Below are 25,714 nucleotides of genomic sequence, written 5' to 3' on the forward strand. Positions count from 1 at the left end.
TCAGTTACCGTTAGCCTGCCGCGCATCCATCTGTTCGATGCATTCGGCGATGAGCTTTGAATTCATATCTGTATCCATATTCTTTTTGAGCAGCTTTTCTGCCACAGCCATAGACAGGTTCACTACTTCATTACGCATTTCACGGATAGCAGCTTCTCTCTCGCTGGCAATCTGCGCCTGCGCCAACTCTTTTTCTCTGGTTATCTGTTGGCGAATGGCATCCAAATGTGCCTGCCCTTCCACATCGGCCTGTTTGACGGCCTTGTCAATAATAGCCTGCGCTTCTGCCCGGGCTGTCTGCAATTGCTTTTGATAGTCGAGCTTCAGCTGTTCAGCTTCTTCACGTGCGTTTTCGGCACTGCTCAGATCATCGGCAATCTTATTCTTGCGGTCTTCCAACACCTTTAAAATAGGCTTATAGGCGAATTTCGCCAAAATAGCGACGAGGATAAAAAAGTTGATGAATTGGAAGATCAATGTACCGTTGATGGTGACCAAGGTATTTCCCTCCTTTTATCATACCTATGCCAAAGCATATCAGATAAGCGGATTGGCAAATACTAAGACGATGGCGATAACGGCTGCAATAATAGGCATGGATTCGATCAGGCCTACGGAGATCAACATGTTGACGAGAAGCTTACCGCCCATTTCCGGCTGACGCGCCGTACCTTCGAGCATTTTAGCGGCTGCATGGCCGTCACCGATAGCGGCGCCCAAAGCTGCCAAACCGATACCAATTGCTGCACCTAATGCGGAAAATGCCAATACTAATGAATGATCCATGATATAATTCCTCCCTGAATGTAGATAAATGAAAATCTTACTTGTTTCTGCGCATTTGTTCTTAATCGGATTCTAAGGAATCTGCCAAATACGACGTAACCAGAATTGTGAAAATAAAAGCCTGAATCAGGCCGATGAACAGACTGAAAATCAACCAGACGATCGGCACCCCTGCCGGCACCAGTTTATATAAAACTTCCAGCAGTATCTCTCCGGCCAGAATATTGCCGAAAAGACGGAAGGCCAAAGTCAACGGTTTGGTAAACTCTTCCAGAATATTCATGAGGACAAAAGGAACAAAGGGTTCAAAATAATGCTTGACATGCTTCTTGACTCCTTGATTCTTCAGTGCCACGTAATGGACCATGAAGGTCGATACCAGTGCCAATCCCAGCGTCGTATTCAAGTCATTCGTAGGTGAAGCCAACAGATGCGGGCTCGGTAAAAGACCGAGTTCATTACTGAAAAGGATGAATAAGAAGAATGTTAATAAGACAGAGACGACTTGTTGCCACTTCGGCCCCAGCGTTTCCTTGAATTGGGCCAAAAGAGCCTCAATGATCATTTCAACGGCATTTTGCAATCCCGAAGGAACAAGCGCCCTGCTTCTCGTCGCACTTACGGTCACGATAATGACCAACAGCGCTACTAGCCACGTCAAGTAGATCGTATCCATATTGACGTCCATTCCCAAAAACTGAATTATCAGATGATGCCCCGTGTGCAGTTCCAAGAATTCCACCTCCTTCCTTATTCAGAATGTCGTACGGAAATACTCACGGTTTCTGCAAAGATCAATAATCTGTAGGTGAAAATGCCGCCTACAAAAGAGAAGATATTAATCTGCGGAAACTGTAAAACCAAAATAACGGCCAGCACGATCAGTAAAAGCCTGATAACGGCGCCGGTGCGAATGAAATGCAGCGCTTTAACCGGCTGCATCTTTGCAGAACGGAAAAGGCGACTGCTCAGCATCAAAAAATAAACAATATTGAGCAGACTGCCGATAAACCAACCGGAAAGGAGTCCGTATTTTCCGGCGGCAGCCATGACGGCAGCGCCGACAAGGGTCAAGGCCGTGAGGCGGAGCAGCGTTTTTTTTACATACCGTACAAATTCGTCCATGGGCACTCCCCTTCGCGCCGCGTTCAGCGCTCATCTTCTTCTTGATAAAGTGCAAGCGCCCGCTTGTACAAGGACCAAAATCCGGTCGCCGCTCCCAGAAGTGCGCAAAAGATCAAACCGAAAGGCTCACTGTTCAAGAACCCGTCAATAAAGCGCCCGATCAGAACGCCGACGACGATATTGACGAACAGGGTCAGCCCCAAAGAAGCGGCGACGGCAATTAAATGCAGCAAACCTGTATTTTTTCCGTTTTTCCGAATCATCTGCCACCACGACACTTATCCGTTTTCATAGAGCAGTCCGTTTACGGCAACAAAATGCCCTCGTAAAAAAGACTGCATACTCATTTTATCACTCATAATATTCTGAAAGCAACTTTTTACGTATGGTTTCTTTTTATCATTATTTTCATGTATCAGTTTACTGCAATTCGCCGAAGGGACGGCGAATTTTTTAAAGAAATTCCTCCGGTTTTTCTTTAAATTTACAGAAAACATACAAAATCGCCTGAACGATCCGTTTCGCCGCTAAGCCGTCTCCGTAAGGATTAACGGCATTACTCATCTGCTCGTAAGCAGCATCGTCAGTCAACAGCTTTTTTGTTTCCCCATAGACGACATCCTTACGGGTGCCGATCAATCGCACCGTACCGGCTGCAATGGCTTCAGGGCGTTCCGTCGTATCGCGCAAGACCAAGACGGGCTTGCCCAACGACGGCGCCTCTTCCTGAATGCCGCCGGAATCGGTGAGGACCAGACAGCTGCGATTCATTAAGTTGGCAAACGGTTCATATTCAAGCGGTTCAATAAGATGTATTCGCGCGGCGCCGGACAATTCTTCTTCGACAACGCGGCGCACCAGCGGATTGCGGTGGACGGGAAAAACGATTTCCGTATCGGGAATTTCGTCGATAATAGAACGCAATGCCTTATAAATATGCCGCATGGGCTCGCCGAGATTTTCCCGCCGATGCGTTGTAAGCAGAATCATCCGGCGCCGGCCGAAATCGATTCCCTGCAACTCGTCATCGGCGAAACGGTAATCGTCGCGAACCGTATTCATCAGCGCGTCGATTACCGTATTTCCCGTTACGTAGACGGAGTTCTCCGCAATGCCTTCGCGAAGAAGGTTTGCCTTGGCCGTAGGCGTCGGCGAAAAATGAACGGCCGTCATGGCGCCGGTCAGCTTGCGATTCATCTCTTCCGGAAAAGGGGAATAGATGTTTCCCGTGCGCAGGCCGGCTTCGACATGCCCTACGGGAATTTGCTGATAATACGCCGCCAGCGCTCCGGCGAAGGTCGTCGTCGTATCGCCGTGAACCAGGACGAGATCGGGTTTTTCTTTTTCCAGCACGGTTTTCAGCCCCTGCAGCGCCCGTGTCGTAATATCATATAACGTTTGGCCCTGCGACATGATATCCAGATCGTAATCGGGCCGAATACGGAACAACTTCAAGACCTGATCCAGCATCTGCCTGTGCTGCGCCGTAACGGTAACGACCGTCTCGATTTCTGCAGCATGCTTTTTCAGTTCCAAGACGACTGGAGCCATCTTGATCGCTTCAGGCCGTGTACCGAATATGGTCATCACCTTGAGCATAAACGTGCCACCTCCAAATTCATTTTACCGGCTTTTGCGCCGCCGGGTTCGGCATTTTACGTAAGATGCCGATGCGCTTCGCCGTATAAATAATCGCCGTCAGTACAATAAGGACGGTGATTATTCCCGTCTTATAGCTGACCGTCGCCACAAACACGGCGACAAGGCCTAAGATCAACGTAATCAGATACATAATCAGTACGGCCTGTTTTTGCGTCATGCCTAAAGCCAGAAGGCGATGGTGCAGATGCCCCTTGTCAGGCTGAAAAACAGGTACGCCGCTCATCTTGCGGCGCACAATGGCAAAGAGCGTATCCAAAATAGGCAGCCCCAAAGCGATGACCGGCACGACGAGAGCCACGGTAGCCGCCGTTTTCACCAGGCCGAGGACGGCGACGACGGCCATGGTATAGCCGAGCAGCATGCTGCCCGTATCGCCCATGAAAATCTTTGCCGGATTGAAGTTATATTGCAAAAAGCCGAGCGAAGCGCCGGCCATGGCGACGATGATCATTGCCGGCAGGTACTGATTCATCGTGACGGCAATAAAAAACATGGCAATGGACGCGATGACGGAGACTCCGGCGGCCAGACCGTCCAAGCCGTCGATAAGGTTAACGGTGTTGGTAAAGCCGATGATCCAAAAAATCGTCACCGGTACGGCGATCCAGTCAGGCAGCACGATAAGCGTCCCGAAAGGATTGGTCAGCCATTCGATCCGAATCCCGAAAGCTACGGGAATGGCTGCGGCGATGATCTGACCGGCAAGTTTCACCTTCGCCGGAATATTGCAAATATCATCCCAAATGCCCAGAGCGACGATCGCCGTGCAACCTGCCAGCAGTCCGAAAAGCTCGCTCGTCAGGGGCATGCAAAAAAGAACGGAAACGATAAACCCGGCAAAAATCGCCAATCCTCCCAGACGCGGAATGATACGGGTATGCACCTTTCTGGCGTTGGGCCGGTCCACGGCGCCGACTTTAATAGCCAGCTTCTTGACAGCCGGAGTCAACGCATAGGCCAAAATGAGGGAAATAAAAAAAGGCACAAAATATGCTTGCACGAAATACGCCTACTTTCTCTGAAATCGCTGCTACGCTCTAATTCGTCAAACTGCGCATCGGCGCCGGAATACGACCGCCGCGGGCAATAAAATCATCGGCTTTATAGGAGTTGACGGCAATGACGGGGCAATGTCCCAAGAGACCGCCGAATTCCACGGCATCGCCGACGTTCTTACCCGGAACCGGGATCAGGCGGACTGCCGTCGTCTTATTATTGATCATGCCGATCGCCGCTTCGTCGGCAATAATTGCCGCGACAGTCGCCGCCGGCGTATCGCCGGGAACGGCGATCATATCAAGTCCGACGGAACAGACACAGGTCATGGCCTCCAATTTTTCCAACGTCAGGCTGCCGCGAGCAACCGCTTCGATCATCCCCTTATCTTCACTGACGGGAATGAAGGCGCCGGACAGGCCGCCGACACGGGAAGACGCCATAAGGCCGCCTTTTTTTACGGCGTCGTTCAACAATGCCAGCGCCGCCGTCGTACCGCTGGCTCCGCAACTTTCCAGTCCCATTTCTTCCAAGATGGCGGCAACGCTGTCCCCGACCGCCGGAGTCGGCGCCAAAGAAAGATCGATAATACCGAAAGGAACGTGCAGGCGTTTGGAAGCCTCCATCGCGACCAACTGCCCTACACGCGTGATTTTGAAAGCCGTCTTCTTGATCGTTTCGGCAACGACATCAAAGGGGGCTCCCTGCACTTCTTCCAGAGCCCGCTTCACGACGCCGGGCCCGCTGACGCCGACGCTGACGCAGGCATCGCCTTGTGTTACGCCGTGAAAAGCGCCGGCCATAAAGGGATTATCTTCAACGGCGTTGGAAAAGACTACCAGTTTGGCACAACCTAAAGCATCATTTTCTTTTGTCAGAAAACTCAATTCTTTGATGACGCGGCCCATTTCGGCAACGGCGTCCATATTGATGCCGGCCTTAGTCGAAGCGACGGCAACGGAACTACAGACGAGATCGGTCGTGCTCAACGCCTCGGCGATGGAAGCGATGAGCTTTCGATCCCCTGCAGTATATCCCCGTTCGACGAGCGCGGAAAAACCGCCGATAAAATCGATGCCGATTTCTTTCGCCGCCTTGTCCATAACCTGCGCAACAGGCGCGTAGTTTTCCAGGTCGCTGGAATCGGCTACAATACCGATCGGCGTTACGGAAACGCGCTTGTTGATGATGGGCACGCCGAATTCACGGCCAATATCTTCACCCGTTTTCACCAAGTTTTCCCCATATTTCGTGATCTTATCATAAATATTCCGGCACAATGTCTTGCCGTCGGCGGCGCAACAGTCGAGAAGACTGATTCCCAGCGTTATCGTTCGAACGTCAAGATTATTTTTCTGAATCATCTGATTCGTTTCTAATACGTCATGAATCGTCAGCATATCGTCACTCCTTATCCGATGCGGTGCATGGCATTGAAAATTTCCTGATTCTGTGCCCGAATTTCCACGCCCAATTCATCTCCCGCAGCCTTCAGCAGGGTCTGCAATTCGCTCAATCCGATAGCGGCCCCTTCGGTATCGACGATCATAACCATATTGAAAATACCGTCTAAAATCACCTGATTAATCGTTAAAATATTGATTGCCTGTTCCGCCATGATGCGGCTGACGGAAGCAATAATTCCCGTACGGTCTACGCCGACAACAGTAATAACCACCTTCATAAATATGCCAACTCCTCTATATTTGACTGTCATATACGTTATTATAGCATGTTAATGTTGCAAATTCCATAACGGCAACGATGCATAAACTACCTTTTTCTATCTGTTTATATTTATTTGGCTAAGGCTTTAGCAATTAAATTTTTTCCTTCTTCCAGCAATTCATTTGCATGTTCTTCAGATACAAAGCTTTCGGCATACAGCTTATACATGTCCTCCGTTCCCGACGGCCTGGCAGCGATCCAGCCGTTTGCCAGGGATATCTTGACGCCGCCGACAGCGTAATCGCCATACGGGGATTTCGAGAGAACGGACAAGATGGGACTGCCGCAAAGAGAGGTCTCCGACACGTCAGCCGCCGTCAACCTGCTGATTTTATCCTTCTCTTCCAGCGATGCCGGCGCGTCACTGCGGACTGCCACCGGCCGCCCCAGCGAAGCGCACAGGTCAGTATAATACGGCAAGGGAGATTTTCCGGTAACAGCCTTGATTTCCGCTGCCAGCAGACACATTACGATACCGTCCTTATCGGTCGTCCAAACGGCGCCGTCTTTGGCAACGAACGAGGCGCCGGCACTTTCTTCGCCGGCAAAAGCGATTTTTCCTGCCGAAAACAGAGACCCGAAATACTTGAACCCGACAGGTACCTCATAGACCGGCACTGCCAACTGTTCTGCCACGCGTGACAGCAAATCCGTCGTCACGACGGTCTTGGCAATTCCCTTGCCGCTGAACTGCCGATGCGTCAACAGATAATGAGCCGCAACGGTCAAATACGCGTTGGCGGAGATCATGCCGTCGCGTCCCGACACGACACCGAAGCGATCATAGTCGGGATCGTTGGCCAAAATCAGATCATACGCCGTAGCCGCCGTCGCCACGGCAGACATGACGTAGGACGAAGAGCAATCCATCCTCACCTTGCCGTCGTGGTCATAATTCATAAAGGTGAATTGCGGATCGTACGAATCATTGACGAAATCGATGGGAATTCCGTACTGTTCCGAGATCTTACGCCAGTAGTTCATTCCCGAACCGCCTAAGGCATTGACCAGAATACGGCTATTACCGCGGCGAATAGCGTCCATGTCCAGCATGGTTTCCAGTTCGCCGACATACAGCCCCTTGAAATCGTAAGGCGTCCCGCAGGCCGCGCCGGCAGCAACGCTTCTGACCTCTCGGTTCCCGCCTGCCAGCAAACGGTTCGCCTCCGCTTCTATGGCTTGCGTAATCGCCGTTTCGGCAGGGCCGCCGCTGATCGGATTGTATTTGATCCCGCCGTGCTCCGGCGGATTGTGGGACGGCGTAATGATGAGACCGTCGGCCAGTCCCTGCGTGCGTTCCCGATTATAACGCAAAATCGCCCGGGATACGGACGGCGTGGGAACGAAGTCATCATCGCTGTCAACAAAGGCCTCGACGCCGTTCGCCGTTAACACGGAAAGAACCGTATGGTAAGCCAATTTGGACAAAAAATGAGTGTCGGCGCCGACAAAAAGAGGCCCCGACGCGCCGAAAGAACGGCGCAGCGTGCAAACGGCCTGCGTGACGGCTGCTACATGGGCGGCCGTAAAACTGCCGTTCCCGGCCTGTCCGCGATGCCCCGACGTGCCGAAGCGGACACGCTGCGCCGGCTGCGTTACATCGGGCTGAATCGTTGCGTAGGCCGTCGCCAACTGCTGCAAATCGATGTAATCTTCCTTTCTTATTCTCGTACCTGCTAATGCATGAATCGCCATCTCCGTCACCTTACCCATCTGATTTTGACAACCTAATGAAGTTTCTATACAATAGGATCAATAAAGCAAACTGTCTTCAATCAACAGACTTTTGTCTTTACAAGCTCAATTATACCAAATTCGAATTACTTCGGACAGTACCGAAACGAAAGGATAACAGATCATGAAACTGGTTTCCTGGAATGTAAACGGCCTGCGCGCCGTCATGAAAAAAGGCTTTACAGAAATTTTCAACGAACTGGACGCCGACATCGTCGGTCTGCAGGAAACAAAATTGCAGGAAGGGCAGATCGAATTGACGCTGCCCGGTTATGAACAATATTGGAACTACGCCGACAAAAAAGGCTACAGCGGCACCGCCGTCTTTACGCGTATCCGGCCGAAAGCCGTAACCTACGGCATGGGCATTGACGAACACGATCACGAGGGCCGGTTAATAACGCTGGAGTTCGCCGATTTTTATTTTCTCACGTGTTATACGCCGAACAGCCAAAGCGAATTGGTCCGACTGCCGTACCGCATGAAATGGGAAGACGATTTTCGCACCTATCTGCTCGGCCTGACCGATAAGAAGCCGGTTATCGTCTGCGGCGACCTGAACGTGGCCCATGAAGAAATCGATCTGAAAAACCCGAAAACCAACCGCAACAACGCCGGTTTTTCCGATGAAGAACGGCAAAAGATGACCGATCTTCTCGCCGGCGGCTTTATCGATACGTGGCGCTATTTCTACCCTGATACGGCCGGCATCTATTCCTGGTGGAGCTACCGTTTCAAAGCGCGCCAAAACAACGCCGGTTGGCGCATCGATTACTTTTTAGCGTCTCAAACGCTCGCCGACCGTCTGCAAGACGCTCATATTTATACCGATATCGAAGGCAGCGACCACTGTCCCGTAGGACTTTCGCTGCGCTGAACTTCCATTGACGCCTATTACCGCTTGTGGTAAAATACGTAGCGTATTCGACCATGCGAGTGTGGCGGAATGGCAGACGCACCAGACTTAGGATCTGGCGTCTCACGACGTGAGGGTTCAAGTCCCTCCACTCGCACCAAGCAAAAAGACATCCCTCGCGAGGGATGTCTTTTTTTATTGAAAAAACGCGCCAAACAATACCACGTCTCTCTTATCTCTTATCTCTTATGAACGGCGCTGTAATCCTCCTCGCTGACAGCTTCCAGCCATTCTGTACTAACCCCTTCGCCGCTGATACCGATCGACAAATGGGAAAACCATGAATCTGCCGCTGCGCCGTGCCAATGTTTGACATTGGCCGGAATGTGAACAACGCTTCCCGGCATCATTAAGACGGCTTCTTTGCCCCATTCTTGGTAATAGCCCCGGCCGCCGACACAGATCAGCATCTGTCCGCCGCCCTTGAGGGCACGATGACTATGCCAATGATTACGGCAGCCCGGTTCAAAGGTGATGTTGTGAATCACGACCTGTTCTTCCGACAGGGACGCCAAATAACTTTGACCGTCAAAATACGCTTGATAATCATCGTTCGTCCTGCCTATGGGGAAGATCAATTCTTTTTCATATTGTTCCTTATTTTTCATCTCTATCCTTCCTCTCATCATCTGCCGGTCTGTGTTATTCTTTTCTCTGCCGCCCCAGATATACGCTCTTTGAAATACTTCTTTGAAATCAGTGAGAAAGGCATTACCCGGACCAAAGGCCGGCAGCCATTTCTTCCACTCGACTAAGTGAAAATTTCCTCGCCTCTGCGCCGCAACATAAGACCGGCGTCGGTAAGGACAACATGCCGGCAGCGCACAAAAAGCGGCGCCTTCACCTCCGCTCCCCATTGGCGGCTGAAAGTCAGCTGCGTCAAAGGAAGCAAGGCTGTTGATCGGGAAATATTTTCTTTTTGAGCAACAGCCAACTAATATTGCAGCAATCACGTTTCATCGCTATCCTGACCCTTCACTGATGATAGCGTCATTATATGCTTTTTCACTCCTCTATAGCCGTAAATCGTTGATGAATGACGCCTTTCGTCCCGTAACGTTCCTATTCCACTCTTTCGATGGTCACATCTGCATCGCTGCCGTCGGCGAAGATACTCAAATCGCCGTTCAAATGACCTAACTGCTGCCGTTCAAATTCTTCGCCGTTCTGTTGATAAAGAATGACAAAGCTGCCGCGCGGCGCCCAGTAAACGATATCGCCCACGTCATACCGATCGGCCCGTAAATGTTCCGTCGGCAAAGCGCCTTGACCATAGCGGTACGTCATTTCACGGCCATAGAGATTGACCATGTGCAAGTGCAAAGGGAATTGTTTTAACAAGGCTTTTGTCGCTGCATTGTTTTCCAGCGTGCCATATAAGCTTTGTCCACGCACCGTCACTTTAATGGTATACATCCTTTTTTCCTCCTCCCTATCCTGTCCGTCCATAACCTGCTTCAACGCCGTTTCTCCCTGACTGAGAGATGATTCGTCAGCCTTGCTCGGAACGCAGCCCGAGAGCAGGAGCAATAAACAGGCTGCTAATAAAAGAACACTCCATTTCGCTTGCATATATTTCATCATTGCCGTCTCCTTCACGCGCATTTTCTTCTCTGCCGGAATCAAGGTTCGCCGCCCACGGGTTCCATCCGACTTGACACAGCGCCGGACAAGGACGAAAACGGAAAAAGAAAGATCTGAATACTGTCGATATCGAAACCAATCGCCTCATTGAAGCAACTCACCCTATCCCCTTGCCGCGTCATTTTTAAAGAGATCTCTCCCGATCGCTGCCGTATCGTGAGCGCTACCTTCTCGGAACGGTTATCCTCTCGTGCCGTATGGCCTGCATGCGGCGCTCCTTCCGCAGCAACGGGATAAGCTGTTGGTCCCTGTCACGAAAAGTCGCTTAAAACCCGCTTTCACTTAGCCACTCGGAAAGACCGTCCGTCCCGGAACCGTTCGGCAAAGTCAAACCCGGCAGCACCGTGGCTCCATGAGCTTGCCGGCGTATATTGTCAACGCTTTGATCGACAGTACTGCCGCCGCTGGTGCAAAAGGGAAGAATGATTTTTCCTTCCCACGTCGCCGCTGCCAAAAAGCTGTCGACGATCATCGGTTCTTCATACCACCAAATCGGATAGCCTAAGATGATGACATCGTACAACGCAAGATCAGGCAGAGGGTTCTTGATCTTTGGCCGATATGCCTGCTCCTGCTCCTCTTTTGCCTGTTCCGATACTTCACTATGAGACCCCGTGTAAGGCTTTTCAGGCACTAACTCATACACGTCGCCGCCTGTCTTTTTCCGTATCTCATATATAACGTCTCTCGTCGTTCCCGACCAGGAGTAATAGACCAATAAGACTCGTTTATCTTGCAGACTATGGGGCGCCGCCGCAGTTTGCTCCCTTGACGTGACAACCGCTCTATTTCTCATCATATACATTCCTCCCGGCAACAATACCAATACACTCAGTATACTTACGATCCATAAAATAATTTTTTTATTTTTCTTCATTGTCCCTCCTTCAATCTTACTATCTCCATCTTGCTTTCAGTATACAAGTAAAACGAAAATATAGCTAATACCTATGTCAACTATACATATATACTTAAAAAGCATGTCTTTTTGCAAAAAAATCCCTTGCCACAAAGGCAAGGGATCAACTGCTCAGAATTCCGGCTCAATAAGTCCGTATTTACCATGTTTCCGTTTATAGACCACACTGATCGTATCCGTGTCAGAGTTGAGGAAAACGAAGAAATCATGACCGACGAGATTCATTTGCAGAATTGCTTCTTCCACATCCATCGGCCGTGCGGCAAATTTCTTGGTTCTGACAACTTCAAATTCTTCTTCCGGAGCGTCAGGGCCTTCTACCAACGCGGCATGGAAGGAATCGCCCTTCATGCGGCGCGCAATTTTTGTCTTATATTTATGAATCTGACGCACGATCTTGTCAAAGCCGAGATCAATTGCGGCATACATATCGTCATTACGTTCTACAACCCGCAGCACGACGCCGTCGACCTTGACTGTAAGTTCAGCAATTTTAGTGTCTTTTTCAATAGAAAGAACGGCCTGCAAATTCACTTCGCTATCGAAATACTTGGTAACCTTTTTCTCATGCTTCAGTACGTACTCCTTTAATGCCGGAGTAATTTCAATATTCTTACCTCTTACAACTGCTGCCATAAAAATCCCTTCCTTTCATAAAGGAAATAAAGCTTGCACCGTATTTCCCCTTATATTTTATATATTCAACAGCGACATGCAAATTCCTGCTGTGAAAGTTTTGCAATAAACGGCAACTCCCGTTTGACATCATTTCCCGTTCATGATAAGATAAACGGCAACAGCATAATATACTGTTCATCCAGAGCAGCAGAGGGACTGGCCCTATGAAGCTGCGGCAACCCCCACTCGGGAAGGTGCCAATTCCATCGGAGATTCCGACAGATGACATGAGCTTAGTTCTGGTGCGCCGTCAACTGTTGACGGCTTTTTTTATTTTACAAACTGTGTTTTAAGGAGCTGATACCGTGATTATCCTGGAAAATATCACCAAAACTTACGGCGACAAGGCGAAGGTCACCGCCTTAAACGGCATTGATCTGACGATCGAAGACGGCGAGATATTCGGCATCATCGGCAAGAGCGGCGCCGGTAAATCAACGTTGGTGCGTTGCATCAATATGCTGGAAAAACCGACGAGCGGCAAAGTCATTATCAATACCAAAGAGCTGACGGCAATGAACGACAGCCAGTTGCGCCGGGAAAGAAAAAACATCGGCATGATCTTTCAACATTTTAATCTCCTGTCTTCACGTACGGTTTTTGACAACATTGCTTTCCCCCTCGAATTGATCGGAGCCTCAAAAGAGGTGATCAAAAAAAAGGTCGATGAATTGCTTGATCTCGTAGACCTGACGGACCGCCAATACAATTATCCGTCCCAATTATCTGGCGGCCAGAAACAACGCGTCGGCATCGCCAGGGCCCTGGCCAGCGATCCAAAAATTCTCCTCTGCGATGAAGCCACATCGGCCCTCGATCCGCAAACGACGAAATCGATCCTCGATTTGTTGAAGAATATCAACAAACGCCTGAACCTTACGATTGTCCTGATCACGCATGAAATGGCGGTCATTAAAGAAATCTGTGACCGCGTCGCCGTTATCGAAGGCGGCGTTATTAAGGAGCAAGGGCGGGTTGTCGATATTTTTACGGCCCCGCAATCACAAACGATGCAGGACTTCGTCAAATCCGTTATCAATACGGAAATCCCCGAGGGAATCCGTAAAATGGGCATCAGCGACCAACCGGCGCCTGACCGCAATATGCTCGTGCGCCTTCGCTTCAAAGGCGAGATTACGAAAGATCCGGTCGTGATGAATATCGCCAAAAAATCAAATGCCGCCGTCAGCGTCCTCTACGGCGACATCGACTATATCCAGGACGAGCCCTTCGGGTATCTCGTCATCGTCATCATGGGCGACATGGAAACACAAACGGCAGCATTTTCATACATCAAGGAATTACCCATTGAAAGCGAGGTTTTAGGTTATGTCCCCGGAAATCATTAAATTACTGACGCAAGGCATAGAAGAAACGGTATTCATGGTTTGTGTAGCGACGTTCATCGGCTCTTTGATCGGCATCCCTCTCGGCGTCACCTTGGTCACTTCATCGAAAGGCCATATTCTGGAAAACAGTTTCATCAATCGTATTCTCGGCACTGTCGTCAATATTGTCCGTTCCGTGCCGTTTATTATTCTCATGGTCGCCATCATCCCGTTGACCCGTATTATTGCCGGCACTTCAATCGGCACGTTAGCAGCCTGTGTCCCGCTGACGATCGTCGCAATTCCTTTTCTCAGCCGCCTCGTCGAAACCTCGATCCGCGACGTCGACTTCGGACTCATTGAAGCGGCGCAATCCATGGGGGCCACACCCTTTCAGATCATCTGTAAGGTACTCTTGCCGGAAGCGCTGCCGACAATTATTAACAATGTTACCGTCCTCATCGTCAATCTCATCGGCGCATCGGCAATGGCCGGTGCCATCGGCGGCGGCGGACTCGGCGACATCGCCATTCGTTACGGCTATCAGCGGTTCCGCGCCGACGTCATGCTGGCGACGATCATCATCCTCATTATCGGTGTAAATCTGATTCAAAGCGGCGGGGATTGGATTTCCCGGAAAAAGAATAAACGCTGAACATATGCGCCGAAGGCACCGTATCATTGCATACGGTGCCTTCTTAATGGGTAAACGATATAACTATGTAGACCATGCGTGTTATTTTTCGGCAGCCGCTGCCGCAATCATTGCGACAGGCTATTGCCCATCCCGCACCTTTTTCGGAAAAAGAATCCGCTCAATAGGGCCGGCCATCGTACAGCCGATCAGTATCAACAGCAAACCGATAACGGCGCCGCACGTAATCGGCTCGGATAAAATCACGGCAGAGAGAACAAGAGCAATAACGGGTTTGAGGAAGAACGCAAACGACGCATTCGACGGCCCAGTCAGTTCGATGGCCTTCATGAAGCACAGATAGCCGAAACCGGTAACGACAAGGGAACAATATAAAAGTGACCAGATCGTCTGTGAATTAATTCCGCCAAAAACAGGATCGCCGTGAATGTGCAAGAAAACCAACAAAAAGGCGCATCCAATAAGAAAGCTGAAGGCGTTTTCCACGTTGCCGCCCAATTTTTCGATACGCAATTTGCCGAGAGTCGTGTATAAAGCGAATACTACGGCGGCGGCAGCAGAAACGCAGAGTCCGAAATTGCCGCTCCTCACGATGGCGACAGGATCGGCGACAATGATCAGTCCTGCCAAACTGAGCACAAGGGTAATCGCCTTTCTCCTCGTAAAGGCTTCATGAATGATAAAATAAGAAAAGATCATGACAAAAACCGGGTTGCTGGAGAAGACGATGGCCGCCAACCCTGCATTGGCCATGTTGACGCCGATTTGAAACAGGATCATGCTGAAGCAAACATTTACCAGTCCCAAAACGGCCAGATACATCCAGTCCCCCTTATTCAGGCGAATGCCTCGCTGCCGCACATCGCGCACAGCAAGCGGCAAAAGCAGCAACCCGCCGACAAGAAAGCGAAGAAAAGTCAGCTGAAAAGGCGTAAACGCCGTTCCTGCGATTTTTAGCGCTATTTCCATCGTCCCAAAGGCTATGGCTGTCAAGACGATGCAAAGGATACCTGTTTTTGATGACATTTTGCATACCTCCTGTTTTCCAATACGCTTTACAGTATACGCCAACGACTGTTGAACTGCAACCGTCAGTTTTTCCTCTACTGTCGTCACCCTGTTTTTTAAGAACAAAATTCATTTATTGCTATAAGCGCCAACACAAAACCTTGCGTGCAACTGCCCTTTTCCCGTCGCTGCCGACGGTTCCCCTCTCCATGACCGGAGAAAATGTTTACGTCACCACGACGAAAACAGACGCCCCAATTAACAAAAAAACGGCCTCTCCATAAGGAAAGACCGCTTGTATGCTGATGGTGACCCAGTAGGGATTCGAACCCTAGACCCACAGCTTAGAAGGCTGTTGCTCTATCCAGCTGAGCTACTGAGTCAAAGACGAGGTTGTAATAAAAAATGGAGCGGGTGATGGGAATCGAACCCACGTAACCAGCTTGGAAGGCTGGCGCTCTACCATTGAGCTACACCCGCATGCGACAGTGGTCGGAGCAGCAGGATTTGAACCTGCGACCCCCTGGTCCCAAGCCAGGTGCGCTACCAAACTGCGCTATGCCCCGTCAACGGTATAAATTATACCAACGTCATCACTGTTTGTCAACTGAGAAAAGTGCTTTTTTAACGAATTGACGGCATGTTACGGCCGTTAAAAATTTCGATCATTTCCTGCCGCAGCTGTTGCCTGATCAGCCTGCGGTCTTTTTCCGTCAACGCATCGGCTGTCGTGTTGAACAGGTAGTTATTTAAGTCAAATTCATTCAAGATCATCTTCGTATGAAAGATATGTTCCTGGTAAACATTGACATCTACCATATTGTAACGATTGCGCGTCTTCGGCGCAATATAATTCTGAATAGAATTAATGCGGTGATCAATAAATAACTTTTTCCCCGTCAGATCACGTGTAAACCCGCGGACACGATAATCAAGGGTAACGATATCAGAGTCAAAGCTGTCGAGGAGAAAATTCAATGCATTGAGGGGCGATATGCGACCGCAGGTGGATACATCTATATCGGCACGGAAGGTCGTCACGCCTTTTTGCGGATGGCTTTCGGGATAAGTATGCACCGTCAAATGACTTTTATCGAGATGACAGACGACATCGGCATCACTTTCTTTCATTTCTTCTTCAGAAATAAGTATTGTGACGCTGGCTCCCTGCGGATCATAATCCTGACTGGCAATGTTCAAAATATTTGCGCCGATAATGGAAGCAACTTGCTTCAATATTTCCGTCAAGCGCTGTGCATTGTATTCTTCGTCAATATATTCAATGTAATGCCGCCGCGCTTCTTCCGTATCGGCGTAACAAATATCATAAATATTGAAACTCAACGTTTTCGTCAAATTATTAAAACCATAGAGCTTTAGTTTATTCTTTTTCACTGTCATCGTAACATCGTACCTCTGCCAATAGGATCAAATTTCATAAAATCGGATATCTTTCAAGATACCGTCTGCACAAAGGGCAACGGCGAAGGTGCCGCGACATCCGTCGCGCGGCAATGCGACACTCCCGGGATTGACGAGCGTTATGCCGTGCTGTTCAGTCATGAACCGCCGATGGGTATGACCGAAAACTACTAACAAAGCTTTTTTCTCTTCTCCTAAGGCCAACAGTCCTTTCATTCGCTCCGCACCGTACCACTGATGGCCATGAACGGCAACGATGGGCACATCGCCGAAGGAAACGACGCCGTACTCCGGAACCGACGCCGGCGCCAAGTAATCATTATTGCCGCGGACAACATAGACCGGACGGTCCGTATAAACAGCCAGATCGTCTGCGTCTTCACAGTAATCCCCGCAATGGATCCAAGCGTCAACAGCAGGCACTGCTGCCGTCATTTTTTCCAGTGCCGCAAAATGTCCGTGACTGTCACTTACCAAGCCGACCCGAATGTCATTCATGACTCAGGCGGTCCGCCAATTGCCGCAGCGCCCGGCCGCGATGACTGATCTGATTTTTTTCTGCCAAGGACAGTTCCGCCATCGTTTTTCCTAATTGGGGAAGATAAAACAAGGGATCATAACCGAAACCGCCGGCGCCGGCATAAACGTCACGCACGATGCCATCGCACCGTCCTTCCGCCGTTTCTTTGCTGCCGTCAGGACGGATCAGAACGAGAACGCAGGCATACGAAGCAGTCCGCTTCTCGTAAGGAACATGGGCCAATTCGCGAATCAACTTCCGGTTGTTTTTTTCATCATCGCAGTCTTCTCCGGCATATCGGGCCGAAAAAACACCGGGCCTGCCGTCCAATGCATCGACGATAAGTCCCGAGTCGTCAGCCAGACAAGGCAATCCCGTATGTTTCATATAATAAGCCGCCTTAAGCGATGCATTCTCCATAAATGTCAGTCCCGTTTCTTCCGGCTCAGCCAGCGACGGCATGAGCTCCCGGACAGAAAGGACACGATATCCCAGCGGTTCCAGCACACTTCGAAACTCTCTGATTTTGCCGTCATTATGTGTCGCCATGACGATCGTAGCCGTCCCTTTCATGCATCCGCCCCGGCAGCCTTTTTCGCAACGGCCGCATAATTTTTGATAATAACGATCGGCGTCTTCTGCGAAGCGTTGCCGAAGGGATTATCAATCAGGATCCTGGCGATCTCATTCGGATCCAATCCCTTGGAATGTCCGAGCACGGCGGACCGCTTCAAATCGTTAACGTCAGCCACACAAGCCCCGTAACAACCTAACCGCTCCTTGATCCGTTCCGCCACCGTATCCGGTTCGGCAGGACCATAAACGATACATTTGTCGAAAGGAGGCATCGTGCCGGTAACGTCATCAGTCAGCGACGCCTGCCGGCAGAGCTTGTACCACACGCCGTTCTTACCGAAAAGTTTGGCAATAAAGCCGATGATAAAGCAAACAAGCATTTTCCATTCACCCTCAAGCTCCATTGCCGCCTGCATGCCGTACAGGCTGGCCATACTTCCTTCACCGGGAACAAAACGACGCATAAGCCGGGCCTGCCAGGACGGCGTCAATTCTTCTGGCCGCGTATAACGGCGTTGCGTAATAGCCACGACGCTTTCGGCCGTACAAATAATATCATCGGGCCCGACCAGTTCCCGCGCATAAGACTCGATGACATCCACAATATCATCTTTATCTGTCAGAATGCGCGTTTTTACCGGGATTAATTCCAAATTTGCCATGTCACATTACCTCCTACGCATTTTCCAATGCACGTTTTACTTCCGATGCTTTCAGCGTAATGCGGGCTTTGTGAATGAACCATTCGCTGCGCGCCACGACTTGGTAGACCAGATCAATAGCCATGTCGGGAAACGTCTGCAAATCCTCGCGAATCGTACGATTTTTGCTGATCAGCGTGACGGTCACGCGAAGATTGCCGCCCTTGCCGGGATAATAGATGACCGACTCCCAATATCCGTCGTCCCGCTCCGCATCTTTATTCGCCAATTGTGCCTGCACGACGCACTTGTCAAATTGTTCACGCGGCAACAACGTCCGGGGATAAAAATCCATAATCGTTCCTAATTGTTTACCGCCGTTGCGAAAAGGGACTTCCGTTTCGAAAACGGCTGTATCTCCCGTCAGGCTGATAAGGGCAAACGGTTTGCGATGGCGCGCTTCAATGACGAAATGCGCGTCGCCCTGATGCCAGGCATAGATGCGGAAAAGGATATACAGCAATGCGCCGATACCGATGAGAGCTATGACAATGTTCAAAATAAGATACAGCAACACGAGGCAGGACTCCTTTGTGATGAATACATCAGGTCAATGAAATTTCTTCTACTGTAAACTTGTGGGGCGGAATCAGATGGGCCGCACTGTTGCCGCCGCGCTCCGCTTCGGCGGTGAAATAAAGATGCAAGGCTCCCTCTTTGCCGTCTTGTTTCAGCAAATCGTCCTTTTTCAGGACATCCAGGGTCTGCAGAGCCATTTCATGAGCCGGGTCGACAAAGACAACGGCATCGCCGCAAAGCGATTCAAACAGATTTTGAATAAAAGGGAAATGGGTGCAGCCGAAAATAGCCGTATCGGCGCCGGCGGCCAGAACGGGAGCTGTGTATTCTTTGAGCGCGTCCATAATCTCCGGACCGGAAACGATTCCCCGCTCGATCAAACCGGCAAGAGGCGGACACGGCTGTTCGATAATCGTCAGCGTCGGATCGACAGCGGCGGCTTCCCGACGATGAATGTGCTTGCCGATCGTCAACGGCGTTGCAAATACGCCGATCCGTTTCTTTAAGCTGATCTCTTTCGCCGTTTGAATACCGCGGCTCATCCCGATCAACGGAAACGGTACCGTCTTGACAACAGTATCATAGGCTACGGCCGTCGCCGTATTACACCCCATGGCAACGAGTTTTACCCCTTTTTTCTCCATGAAATGAAGGATCTGCCGCGTATAGGCAATGACCTCCGCAGCCGTCCTGGTTCCGTAAGGATTCCGCTTCGTATCCCCCAAATAAATGATATTTTCATAGGGCAACAGGGTCCGCAGCTTATTGACAACCGTCAAACCGCCGATGCCGGAATCGAAGACACCGATGGGCCGTTCCTTTCTATCCAACGGACATGCCTCCATTACCTGCCGCTTTTTTGTCCTCTTCATACATGCTCTGGAAGCGCCGGAAATCGCTGTCAGAAAGGCGCGCAATCTTGCCGCTCGCCTGATGTGTAAAGACATTCTGTGTCGTTCCTTCGGCCAAAACCGTATCGTCATAGTCGCGAATAAGGCGGTAGGAGAAAACGACCTGCGCACGGGACAACTTGATCAGTCTGGTTTCGATACGGATGACGTCGGCAAATCGGATCGGAACGAGATAGTTGCAAGAAACACTTTTTATAGGAAAGACAATTCCTTCATCCATCAATTTGAACAGATCGACGCCGGCCGCTTCAAAGTAAGCGCACCGGCCGCATTCAAACCACCGGATATGATTGGAATGATGGGCTACACCCATCAGATCCGTTTCGTAAAAACGAACCTTTTCTGTAATGGTGACCATACTACATAACTCCTCAAATAATTGACATTCATTTAATTTTATGATGTTTAAAAGTGTTTGTCAATTTGATTGTTACTGCCGTTGCAGCGATAATCGAGAAAAGAAAACAAAACAATTCCAACAGAACGCTGCCGCGCCCTGTTGGAATTGTCATATTATTTACACCTTTGCAAAGGGAATTAAACGCTTTACCTTTTCCCGATGTTCCGGCTTGATATAGGTGCCGGCAAAACGCCAGGCTGCTGCCAGTACCGCGGCATCGTCAACCCAACCGAATCCTAAAATCGTATCCGGCAGAAAATCGAAAGGTAAAATCGCATAGCCGATCGCTCCCATGAGGACGAGCCTGACATAGTTCGGCGTGTCCTTATCCTGCATACAGTAATACGCCGCTAACAGCTTCGGCAAAAAATGAATCTTGTGACCTGCCGTACGCAGGAAAAGAATAAATTTTCCAGGTGTGTAAAAACGAGCAAAAAAGGTTAGCCATCTTACCATACAGTATCACCTTTTCAATTACTCATCCAACGGAATTTTAGCATCTTCGACAGCTGCGCGAACCTGTTCTTCGACAGATTTTTCTTCGGCGGCAACAGCCTTTTCCGCTTCCTCTTTTTCAGCAGTTGCGGCGGCGGCCTGCTCCTTTTCGGCAGCAACGTCCTCTACGAGCGTATCCCGATGCCGTACGTGCTGAATGGCTTCCTGTCCCTTCTCCTTCACTTCCATAACGACATCTTTGGCGGCATTGCCCCATTTCTTCATGTAATCGACCGTTTCATCGCCAAGGGGAATGTTTTTCAACGGATTGGCGCGAAGCCTGTCAACCTGTTCCCTTGCCTTGTCTTTCCATTCGGACATCATATCGGCATACGGCGCCATGTCCGTAGGCATGCCATCCTTCAACCAACGCTGCGTCACCCGTCCCAGGCTGTATGTAATGCCGACGGCAACAGGCACTTGGATCGCGCTGAAAGGAATCAGGGTCGTTAAAAAATTGCCGGCCATGCGGCTGCCCATGGCGCCCAGAAACGCCAAAACGGCACGCTCCGTCAACTTGACGTCATATTCTCTGGCAATACGACTGACCAAGTATACTTCATTAGCCATAAGCGCGACAGTCCCCAACAGCGGCGCAATAACGATGGCTCCGGCACGGGCGGCAGCCCAGCGGCAGAGGGTCTCCACCTTGAGATCGACATCTGTCGTCGTCTTGTCTATCGTGTCCAAGACCGTCAGCGCCGTGCTCTGTTCGCCGGCATCCTGCGTCGTCTTCGCATTAGCCAGCTCTTCCTGCAATTTAGCGACTTCATCTTGCAATCGTTTCATTTCTTCCAATTCTGCTTCGGTCATTTGAACCACCCCGTTTGTATGAACTAGAACATAGGTAAAGGTTTATCTGTGTTTATTATATTTTCCCATGTTTTCACCAGCTTGTCAAACCGCCGTCAACAGGCAGCGAAGCCGCTGTTATGAACGAAGCATCGTCACTGAGCAAAAAGGCGACGGCTTTTCCCACTTCAGCCGGTTCCGCCAAACGCAGCAGCGGATAATGCGAAGCCAGATCCGCTTCCGTCAAAGTCGGATCGGCAGCCAGTTGTCGTGCCAGGAGCGGTGTCCTGACATCACCGGGACAAACACAGTTGACACGCACCTGATGCGGCGCTGCCTCCAGCGCCAACGAACGGGAAAAAGCCAAGACGGCGCCTTTTGTCGCGCAATAGAGCGAGCAGGCTACATTTCCCTGCAGCGCCGCGTCACTGGCGACGGTAACGACAGCGCCGCCGCGCCGTTTCAAATACGGCAACGCGGCCCGGCAAAGATAAATGGTGCCGTAAACGTTGACGGAAAACATGGACTGAATGTCTGCCGCCGTAAGAGATTCCAACAGTTTTTCATCATAAAAACCGGCCGCCGTCACCAAACCGTCCAGGCTGCCGAAGTGAGCCGCCGTCTCGTCGGCCAGGGCAGTGCAAACGGCCTCGTCCGTTATGTCACCGGCAAGAAACAGGACGCGGCTGCCGCCGCCAAGAAGGCGCAGCGCCGCTTCTCCCCGCTCCCGGTTCCTGCCGTTGAGCACAACCTGCCAATCCCGCCGCAGCAGTATCTCCGCCGCCGCCAAGCCGATGCCGGACGTACCGCCGCTGATAAGAACCGTTTTTCTCATGCCCGCTCCTTTCCTTTCTAAAGAATTCCGACGTATTCAAGCAGCAATTTACCGATCAGAACCGTCGTCACCGTCAGCATGACATACCAAATAAACGACGAGCCCCTGCGGATCGCCAGACGCGAGCCGAAATAGGCGCCGCCGAAGATGGCCGCCGCCATTACCAGCCCCTGAAAATAAAGGATCTGCCGCCAATAGATAAGCAGGGCGAGAGAAGTCGCATTGCTCATCAGATTCAATACCTTCGCGTTCCCGGCTGAAACGATAAAATCAAAGCCGAGCATGGCAAAAGACATGATCAGAAATGTCCCCGTGCCGGGACCGACAAAGCCGTCGTAAGCGCCGATAAGAAAAGCGGCGGCTATCCCCTTGACAAGGCGGTGCCGAATCGTTTCGGCCGACCGTACCTGCACGCCCAGATCACGTTTCGTAAAGACAAAAACGGCAGTGCCGATCAAGGCGGCGATGACGATGGGACGCAAAAGAGCTGCAGAAAGAAAAACCATAAGCATACAACCCGCAGCCGCTCCTAAAAAAGTAAAAGGCAGTAATTTTTTCAGCAACGCCCTGTCGACTTTTCCGGCACGCCAAAACTGCCAGGCACTCATGACGGCGCCAAAGGTGGCGGAAAATTTATTCGTTCCCAAGGCAAAGTGAGTGGGCATCCCCGACGCCAGCAACACCGGCAGGGAAACGAGACCGCCGCCGCCGGCAATGGAGTCGATAAAGCCGGCCAAAAAACCGCCGCCAAGGAGCAGCAAAAAAGTGTACAAAGACATTGTCATACCAAAAATTTCCAAGTTTCTTCCCCCATTTACATCAGATCCGTCACAAAGACGAAATCGATTCCTTCATGATGCAATTCATCAATCATTTCCCGAATGGCGGCAATCGTCTTCGCCCGGCAATGGCCGATAACGACGGCGCTGCCGTTGGCCTTGGCGATCCTGCCGGCCTGACGCAGCCGCTCCTTGACCGCTCCGACGTCGGCATCATTGTCGATAAACAAGTTGTTCCGCGTCTCCGGAACGCCCATGGCCTCTGCCGTCTGCGCCGCTACAGAAGCGCTGTTCGTACGGCTGTCCAGAAAAGAAAGACCCCGTTCCTTCAAAACGGCCATGACCGCCTTCATCGTCCTGCTGTCGGCGGTTGCCGCCGAACCTTGATGATTATTCATGCCGACGGCATGAGGAACCTGATCGAGAAGTTCGGCCGTCGTCGCTTTGATTTTGCTGTCACTCATATCGCCGGAAATGAAGATCTCTTCCGACGAAGCCACATTCAGCGGTTCCATCGGCAAATGAACGATAATTCGGCGGCCCGCCTGATAACCGCTTTCGGCGCTTGCCGCCGTAGCCGACTTGAAAGGCATGACGGCATAAGTCAATTTGACAGGCAACGCATTCAGCTCTTCAATGAGCCCCAAATTGCTGCCGCAGTCATCAATAACGATGGCCAGACGGCCTTCCGTTTTGACCGGCGACGCCGACGGCGCACTGCTCTTATTCTTTGCGGCATCCTTTCCCGCCGGCTTCGCGAGCGTATCCCTGACCGCCTTTGCCGCTGCGCTGTCCGTTCCGGAAGCCGCAACATAAATCTTAGCTACGACTAAAAAGAGCTGTTCTTTATCCAACATGTCAAAAAGCGCAATGTCGTATTCCGTCACCTCGCTGCCGCCGATCTGCTTGCTTTCCGTACGGTATAACGTCACTTTGCCGCCGCTTTTAGCCAACTCTTGCTCCAAAGCTTCCTTGGAAAATGACGGCGGCGGCGCAACAAAGACACTTTCCGTCGTCCAGAGAATCTTGCCGCCCGTCTGCCGCCGCGCCGCCTCCCGATCTTCGGTCTGCAACGTTTCCGCCGTATACCCCTGCGACTTCAGCCAGGCCGTCACTGCAGCTTGAATCTCACCGGACTCTTTCGTATAATCGGCGTTTTTTCCGTCATCCTCAGGCCCCTGCAATTCTTCAAACGTCGTGTCGGCCAGCTTTTCTGACACCGTACCGCCGTTCAGCAGCCAATATGCTCCGATGCAGAGGGCGATCAGCAGGATCAAAACGGCTGCCGGTCTGAGCGAACCGCCTCTTTTTCTTTGCCTCATCATCATTCCTCCTAAACAAAAAAGCGGCCAATACCTGCAGGTATTGCACCGCTCTTATCCGAAACGTCACACAGACGGCTGTGAGTAAGGCCGTTCCGCACGGTCGGGCCATTTCCTTTCGGGCGCGAGCATTTGCATGACGCGCCGGCCAATACGCCGCGCGCCGTCACGACGACAATTCAGAGCTGCCGCCGAAAGACGCTGCAACTTGTCGGGGTGTCCCAACAAATCGGCAACAACAACAGACAGCTGCTCCTTGCTCTTTACCCAGCAGGCGCAGCCTTTTTCCTGCATATACGAAGCGTTTGCCTCTTCCTGTCCCGGTATGGGACTGAACAGGACGAGCGGTACTTGCGCCGCCGCCGCTTCCGTACAAGTCAGAGCGCCCGGCTTGGTAACGAGGAGCGAAGCATTGACCATCAGCTGCGCTATCTGATTCGTGTATCCCCACACGTCCACAGGGTGCCGCATGGTCTGCTTCAGCTGCGACAGCTCATCGAACAGATCGGCATTATGGCCCGTAACGACGGTAAAAGAATCAATCTCCGTCAAGCAGTCGAGAACGGAGAGGGATTCCTTGATCGAACCCATTCCCAGACCGCCGCCCATGATCAATACGTTACGATTGCGGCGATGTCGTTCATCCCACTGCCAACGGTGCTGTAAAAATGTATTGCGTACAGGAATGCCGGAAACCAAAACCCGGTTGCCGTCGACTCCCTGACCGATCAAAATTTCTTTCAGCTGCGACGCGGCGACGCAATATTGATCGATCTGCGGATAGATCCAAAGCTGATGGATGGCAAAATCCGTGATTACGCCGACAAGGGGAACGGACAAGCGGTGCTGCCGCTTTAAAAGAGCTGCCGCCCCGGCGGGAAAAGGGTGCGTGAAAATGAGAATATCAGGTTTCCTGTCCGCCAACACGCGCAGCATTCGGCGTTTAAGTCCCCAGGCGATAAGAGTCTTTACCGCCAGACCTTTCTTATACCCTTGAGAAGAATAATACATCAAATCGTAGAGAATGGGAAAAACATCGAGGATTTTAATGTACGTTTCCTTGACCAGATTGTCGAAGGAAAGAAAATCATTGGAAAGAAAGTCCAAATGCTCAACTTCACATTCTTCCGGTATGGTTCGCAAATATTCTTCTATCGCCCGTGCAGCCTGTGCGTGGCCTGTCCCGATGGAGGCAGACATGATCAGCACTTTTTTTCTAGCCATCACTATTACCTCTCTTATGTGGAAAACGATACGCTGTAT

General features: G+C 50.9%; 31 protein-coding genes, 4 tRNA genes and 1 riboswitch. Of the genes, 4 read left to right on the top strand and 31 right to left on the bottom strand.

The genetic code is table 11. From position 1 onward, the window contains the following. The 10 genes from atpF to C0977_RS04350 form a co-directional block, all read right to left on the bottom strand. Window positions 1-498 (bottom strand): F0F1 ATP synthase subunit B, encoded by a 498-nt coding sequence (gene atpF, locus C0977_RS04300; RefSeq protein ID WP_023052885.1) that lies wholly within the window; start codon window positions 496-498, stop codon window positions 1-3. A gap of 39 nt (window positions 499-537) precedes the next feature. Then, the gene (atpE, locus tag C0977_RS04305) at window positions 538-786 is read right to left on the bottom strand and encodes a F0F1 ATP synthase subunit C (protein WP_023052769.1); all 249 of its coding nucleotides are present in this window, start codon (window positions 784-786) and stop codon (window positions 538-540) included. Between the two features lie 61 nt (window positions 787-847). Further along, window positions 848-1,519 carry a F0F1 ATP synthase subunit A gene (atpB, locus tag C0977_RS04310; protein ID WP_101912572.1) on the bottom strand — a complete coding sequence of 224 codons (672 nt, stop codon included), beginning with the start codon at window positions 1,517-1,519 and terminating at the stop codon, window positions 848-850. Window positions 1,520-1,536: 17 nt separating this feature from the next. Next, complete coding sequence (locus tag C0977_RS04315) at window positions 1,537-1,911, bottom strand: ATP synthase subunit I (protein WP_101912573.1); 375 nt, start codon at window positions 1,909-1,911, stop codon at window positions 1,537-1,539. A gap of 23 nt (window positions 1,912-1,934) precedes the next feature. Then, on the bottom strand, window positions 1,935-2,174 hold the full coding sequence (locus C0977_RS04320) for an AtpZ/AtpI family protein (RefSeq protein ID WP_101912574.1): 240 nt from the start codon (window positions 2,172-2,174) through the stop codon (window positions 1,935-1,937). 190 nt (window positions 2,175-2,364) lie between these two features. After that, window positions 2,365-3,510: a non-hydrolyzing UDP-N-acetylglucosamine 2-epimerase gene (wecB, locus tag C0977_RS04330; RefSeq protein ID WP_101912576.1), complete on the bottom strand. Its 1,146-nt coding sequence runs from the start codon at window positions 3,508-3,510 to the stop codon at window positions 2,365-2,367. A 19-nt stretch (window positions 3,511-3,529) separates the two neighbouring features. Further along, on the bottom strand, window positions 3,530-4,573 hold the full coding sequence (locus C0977_RS04335) for an MraY family glycosyltransferase (RefSeq protein WP_023052828.1): 1,044 nt from the start codon (window positions 4,571-4,573) through the stop codon (window positions 3,530-3,532). A 37-nt stretch (window positions 4,574-4,610) separates the two neighbouring features. After that, on the bottom strand, window positions 4,611-5,969 hold the full coding sequence (locus C0977_RS04340; protein ID WP_101912577.1) for a PFL family protein: 1,359 nt from the start codon (window positions 5,967-5,969) through the stop codon (window positions 4,611-4,613). Window positions 5,970-5,980: 11 nt separating this feature from the next. Then, window positions 5,981-6,253, bottom strand: a complete 273-nt coding sequence (locus C0977_RS04345) for an ACT domain-containing protein (RefSeq protein WP_101912578.1) — start codon at window positions 6,251-6,253, stop codon at window positions 5,981-5,983. 113 nt (window positions 6,254-6,366) lie between these two features. Next, complete coding sequence (locus tag C0977_RS04350; RefSeq protein ID WP_234987569.1) at window positions 6,367-8,010, bottom strand: alpha-D-glucose phosphate-specific phosphoglucomutase; 1,644 nt, start codon at window positions 8,008-8,010, stop codon at window positions 6,367-6,369. Between the two features lie 145 nt (window positions 8,011-8,155). On the opposite strand from C0977_RS04350, the gene C0977_RS04355 reads away from it, so the two are divergent. Together C0977_RS04355 and C0977_RS04360 are read left to right on the top strand one after the other, a co-directional pair. Beyond that, window positions 8,156-8,908: an exodeoxyribonuclease III gene (locus C0977_RS04355; RefSeq protein WP_200814216.1), complete on the top strand. Its 753-nt coding sequence runs from the start codon at window positions 8,156-8,158 to the stop codon at window positions 8,906-8,908. 55 nt (window positions 8,909-8,963) lie between these two features. Next, window positions 8,964-9,047, top strand: a tRNA-Leu gene (locus C0977_RS04360). A 79-nt stretch (window positions 9,048-9,126) separates the two neighbouring features. On the opposite strand, the gene C0977_RS10985 is transcribed toward C0977_RS04360, so the two are convergent. From C0977_RS10985 to hpf, 4 genes are all read right to left on the bottom strand, one after another. Next, window positions 9,127-9,555 carry a cupin domain-containing protein gene (locus C0977_RS10985; protein WP_200814217.1) on the bottom strand — a complete coding sequence of 143 codons (429 nt, stop codon included), beginning with the start codon at window positions 9,553-9,555 and terminating at the stop codon, window positions 9,127-9,129. Window positions 9,556-10,009: 454 nt separating this feature from the next. Then, window positions 10,010-10,531: a cyclophilin-like fold protein gene (locus C0977_RS04370; protein ID WP_196806838.1), complete on the bottom strand. Its 522-nt coding sequence runs from the start codon at window positions 10,529-10,531 to the stop codon at window positions 10,010-10,012. 325 nt (window positions 10,532-10,856) lie between these two features. Next, window positions 10,857-11,390, bottom strand: coding sequence for a flavodoxin (locus C0977_RS04375; protein ID WP_159459033.1), 534 nt, complete (start codon window positions 11,388-11,390; stop codon window positions 10,857-10,859). Window positions 11,391-11,621: 231 nt separating this feature from the next. Next, entirely contained in the window at window positions 11,622-12,146 is a 525-nt protein-coding gene (hpf, locus tag C0977_RS04380) for a ribosome hibernation-promoting factor, HPF/YfiA family (RefSeq protein WP_101912582.1), read from the bottom strand. 174 nt (window positions 12,147-12,320) lie between these two features. Further along, window positions 12,321-12,416, top strand: a riboswitch (SAM riboswitch). A 77-nt stretch (window positions 12,417-12,493) separates the two neighbouring features. Between hpf and C0977_RS04385 the strand changes: the two genes are divergently transcribed. Then, window positions 12,494-13,537: a methionine ABC transporter ATP-binding protein gene (locus C0977_RS04385; RefSeq protein ID WP_101912583.1), complete on the top strand. Its 1,044-nt coding sequence runs from the start codon at window positions 12,494-12,496 to the stop codon at window positions 13,535-13,537. Then, the gene (locus C0977_RS04390; RefSeq protein WP_023052915.1) at window positions 13,518-14,171 is read left to right on the top strand and encodes a methionine ABC transporter permease; all 654 of its coding nucleotides are present in this window, start codon (window positions 13,518-13,520) and stop codon (window positions 14,169-14,171) included. Before C0977_RS04385 ends, C0977_RS04390 begins: the two co-directional genes overlap by 20 nt. A 120-nt stretch (window positions 14,172-14,291) precedes the next feature. On the opposite strand, the gene C0977_RS04395 is transcribed toward C0977_RS04390, so the two are convergent. From C0977_RS04395 to C0977_RS04475, 17 genes are all read right to left on the bottom strand, one after another. After that, window positions 14,292-15,197, bottom strand: a complete 906-nt coding sequence (locus tag C0977_RS04395) for a DMT family transporter (RefSeq protein ID WP_234987570.1) — start codon at window positions 15,195-15,197, stop codon at window positions 14,292-14,294. Between the two features lie 288 nt (window positions 15,198-15,485). Next, window positions 15,486-15,562, bottom strand: a tRNA-Arg gene (locus tag C0977_RS04400). 23 nt (window positions 15,563-15,585) lie between these two features. Then, a tRNA-Gly gene (locus tag C0977_RS04405) sits at window positions 15,586-15,659 on the bottom strand. A gap of 9 nt (window positions 15,660-15,668) precedes the next feature. Continuing rightward, window positions 15,669-15,745 (bottom strand) — tRNA-Pro (locus C0977_RS04410). 58 nt (window positions 15,746-15,803) lie between these two features. Further along, window positions 15,804-16,580 carry an adenosylmethionine decarboxylase gene (speD, locus tag C0977_RS04415; protein WP_023052894.1) on the bottom strand — a complete coding sequence of 259 codons (777 nt, stop codon included), beginning with the start codon at window positions 16,578-16,580 and terminating at the stop codon, window positions 15,804-15,806. Window positions 16,581-16,607: 27 nt separating this feature from the next. After that, a complete protein-coding gene (locus tag C0977_RS04420; protein ID WP_101912584.1) occupies window positions 16,608-17,099 on the bottom strand; it encodes a metallophosphoesterase family protein in 492 nt (163 codons plus the stop codon). Next, window positions 17,092-17,694, bottom strand: a complete 603-nt coding sequence (locus C0977_RS04425; RefSeq protein ID WP_101912585.1) for an XTP/dITP diphosphatase — start codon at window positions 17,692-17,694, stop codon at window positions 17,092-17,094. The genes C0977_RS04420 and C0977_RS04425 overlap by 8 nt, the downstream gene beginning before the upstream one ends. Beyond that, the gene (locus C0977_RS04430) at window positions 17,691-18,359 is read right to left on the bottom strand and encodes a coenzyme F420-0:L-glutamate ligase (RefSeq protein ID WP_023052796.1); all 669 of its coding nucleotides are present in this window, start codon (window positions 18,357-18,359) and stop codon (window positions 17,691-17,693) included. The genes C0977_RS04425 and C0977_RS04430 overlap by 4 nt, the downstream gene beginning before the upstream one ends. A gap of 13 nt (window positions 18,360-18,372) precedes the next feature. Then, window positions 18,373-18,915: a hypothetical protein gene (locus tag C0977_RS04435; protein ID WP_101912586.1), complete on the bottom strand. Its 543-nt coding sequence runs from the start codon at window positions 18,913-18,915 to the stop codon at window positions 18,373-18,375. A 28-nt stretch (window positions 18,916-18,943) separates the two neighbouring features. Next, window positions 18,944-19,747 (bottom strand): glutamate racemase, encoded by an 804-nt coding sequence (murI, locus tag C0977_RS04440; protein WP_023052797.1) that lies wholly within the window; start codon window positions 19,745-19,747, stop codon window positions 18,944-18,946. Continuing rightward, window positions 19,740-20,186: an acyl-CoA thioesterase gene (locus C0977_RS04445; protein ID WP_023052813.1), complete on the bottom strand. Its 447-nt coding sequence runs from the start codon at window positions 20,184-20,186 to the stop codon at window positions 19,740-19,742. Before C0977_RS04445 ends, murI begins: the two co-directional genes overlap by 8 nt. A gap of 159 nt (window positions 20,187-20,345) precedes the next feature. After that, window positions 20,346-20,684, bottom strand: a complete 339-nt coding sequence (locus C0977_RS04450; protein ID WP_023052850.1) for a YkvA family protein — start codon at window positions 20,682-20,684, stop codon at window positions 20,346-20,348. An 18-nt stretch (window positions 20,685-20,702) separates the two neighbouring features. Then, complete coding sequence (locus C0977_RS04455) at window positions 20,703-21,536, bottom strand: hypothetical protein (protein WP_023052919.1); 834 nt, start codon at window positions 21,534-21,536, stop codon at window positions 20,703-20,705. A 73-nt stretch (window positions 21,537-21,609) separates the two neighbouring features. Next, on the bottom strand, window positions 21,610-22,350 hold the full coding sequence (locus C0977_RS04460; RefSeq protein WP_023052814.1) for an SDR family NAD(P)-dependent oxidoreductase: 741 nt from the start codon (window positions 22,348-22,350) through the stop codon (window positions 21,610-21,612). 17 nt (window positions 22,351-22,367) lie between these two features. Beyond that, window positions 22,368-23,135 (bottom strand): TSUP family transporter, encoded by a 768-nt coding sequence (locus C0977_RS04465; RefSeq protein ID WP_101912721.1) that lies wholly within the window; start codon window positions 23,133-23,135, stop codon window positions 22,368-22,370. A 29-nt stretch (window positions 23,136-23,164) separates the two neighbouring features. After that, complete coding sequence (locus C0977_RS04470) at window positions 23,165-24,457, bottom strand: divergent polysaccharide deacetylase family protein (protein WP_101912587.1); 1,293 nt, start codon at window positions 24,455-24,457, stop codon at window positions 23,165-23,167. A gap of 60 nt (window positions 24,458-24,517) precedes the next feature. Then, entirely contained in the window at window positions 24,518-25,675 is a 1,158-nt protein-coding gene (locus C0977_RS04475) for an MGDG synthase family glycosyltransferase (RefSeq protein WP_101912588.1), read from the bottom strand. Window positions 25,676-25,714: the final 39 nt, after the last annotated feature.

The sequence above is a fragment of the Megasphaera vaginalis (ex Bordigoni et al. 2020) genome, from assembly GCF_900240295.1.
GTDB classification, from domain to species: Bacteria; Bacillota; Negativicutes; order Veillonellales; family Megasphaeraceae; genus Megasphaera; species Megasphaera vaginalis.

Coding starts and splice junctions, on each gene's coding strand:
- atpE (WP_023052769.1), bottom strand. CDS start 786: ATGGATCATTCATTAGTATTGGCATTTTCCGCATTAGGTGCAGCAATT.
- C0977_RS04315 (WP_101912573.1), bottom strand. CDS start 1,911: ATGGACGAATTTGTACGGTATGTAAAAAAAACGCTGCTCCGCCTCACG.
- C0977_RS04320 (WP_101912574.1), bottom strand. CDS start 2,174: ATGATTCGGAAAAACGGAAAAAATACAGGTTTGCTGCATTTAATTGCC.
- wecB (WP_101912576.1), bottom strand. CDS start 3,510: ATGCTCAAGGTGATGACCATATTCGGTACACGGCCTGAAGCGATCAAG.
- C0977_RS04340 (WP_101912577.1), bottom strand. CDS start 5,969: ATGCTGACGATTCATGACGTATTAGAAACGAATCAGATGATTCAGAAA.
- C0977_RS04345 (WP_101912578.1), bottom strand. CDS start 6,253: ATGAAGGTGGTTATTACTGTTGTCGGCGTAGACCGTACGGGAATTATT.
- C0977_RS04350 (WP_234987569.1), bottom strand. CDS start 8,010: ATGGGTAAGGTGACGGAGATGGCGATTCATGCATTAGCAGGTACGAGA.
- C0977_RS04355 (WP_200814216.1), top strand. CDS start 8,156: ATGAAACTGGTTTCCTGGAATGTAAACGGCCTGCGCGCCGTCATGAAA.
- C0977_RS10985 (WP_200814217.1), bottom strand. CDS start 9,555: ATGAAAAATAAGGAACAATATGAAAAAGAATTGATCTTCCCCATAGGC.
- C0977_RS04370 (WP_196806838.1), bottom strand. CDS start 10,531: ATGATGAAATATATGCAAGCGAAATGGAGTGTTCTTTTATTAGCAGCC.
- C0977_RS04375 (WP_159459033.1), bottom strand. CDS start 11,390: ATGATGAGAAATAGAGCGGTTGTCACGTCAAGGGAGCAAACTGCGGCG.
- hpf (WP_101912582.1), bottom strand. CDS start 12,146: ATGGCAGCAGTTGTAAGAGGTAAGAATATTGAAATTACTCCGGCATTA.
- C0977_RS04390 (WP_023052915.1), top strand. CDS start 13,518: ATGTCCCCGGAAATCATTAAATTACTGACGCAAGGCATAGAAGAAACG.
- C0977_RS04395 (WP_234987570.1), bottom strand. CDS start 15,197: ATGTCATCAAAAACAGGTATCCTTTGCATCGTCTTGACAGCCATAGCC.
- speD (WP_023052894.1), bottom strand. CDS start 16,580: ATGACAGTGAAAAAGAATAAACTAAAGCTCTATGGTTTTAATAATTTG.
- C0977_RS04420 (WP_101912584.1), bottom strand. CDS start 17,099: ATGAATGACATTCGGGTCGGCTTGGTAAGTGACAGTCACGGACATTTT.
- C0977_RS04425 (WP_101912585.1), bottom strand. CDS start 17,694: ATGAAAGGGACGGCTACGATCGTCATGGCGACACATAATGACGGCAAA.
- C0977_RS04430 (WP_023052796.1), bottom strand. CDS start 18,359: ATGGCAAATTTGGAATTAATCCCGGTAAAAACGCGCATTCTGACAGAT.
- C0977_RS04445 (WP_023052813.1), bottom strand. CDS start 20,186: ATGGTCACCATTACAGAAAAGGTTCGTTTTTACGAAACGGATCTGATG.
- C0977_RS04450 (WP_023052850.1), bottom strand. CDS start 20,684: ATGGTAAGATGGCTAACCTTTTTTGCTCGTTTTTACACACCTGGAAAA.
- C0977_RS04455 (WP_023052919.1), bottom strand. CDS start 21,536: ATGACCGAAGCAGAATTGGAAGAAATGAAACGATTGCAAGATGAAGTC.
- C0977_RS04460 (WP_023052814.1), bottom strand. CDS start 22,350: ATGAGAAAAACGGTTCTTATCAGCGGCGGTACGTCCGGCATCGGCTTG.
- C0977_RS04465 (WP_101912721.1), bottom strand. CDS start 23,135: ATGACAATGTCTTTGTACACTTTTTTGCTGCTCCTTGGCGGCGGTTTT.
- C0977_RS04470 (WP_101912587.1), bottom strand. CDS start 24,457: ATGATGATGAGGCAAAGAAAAAGAGGCGGTTCGCTCAGACCGGCAGCC.
- C0977_RS04475 (WP_101912588.1), bottom strand. CDS start 25,675: ATGGCTAGAAAAAAAGTGCTGATCATGTCTGCCTCCATCGGGACAGGC.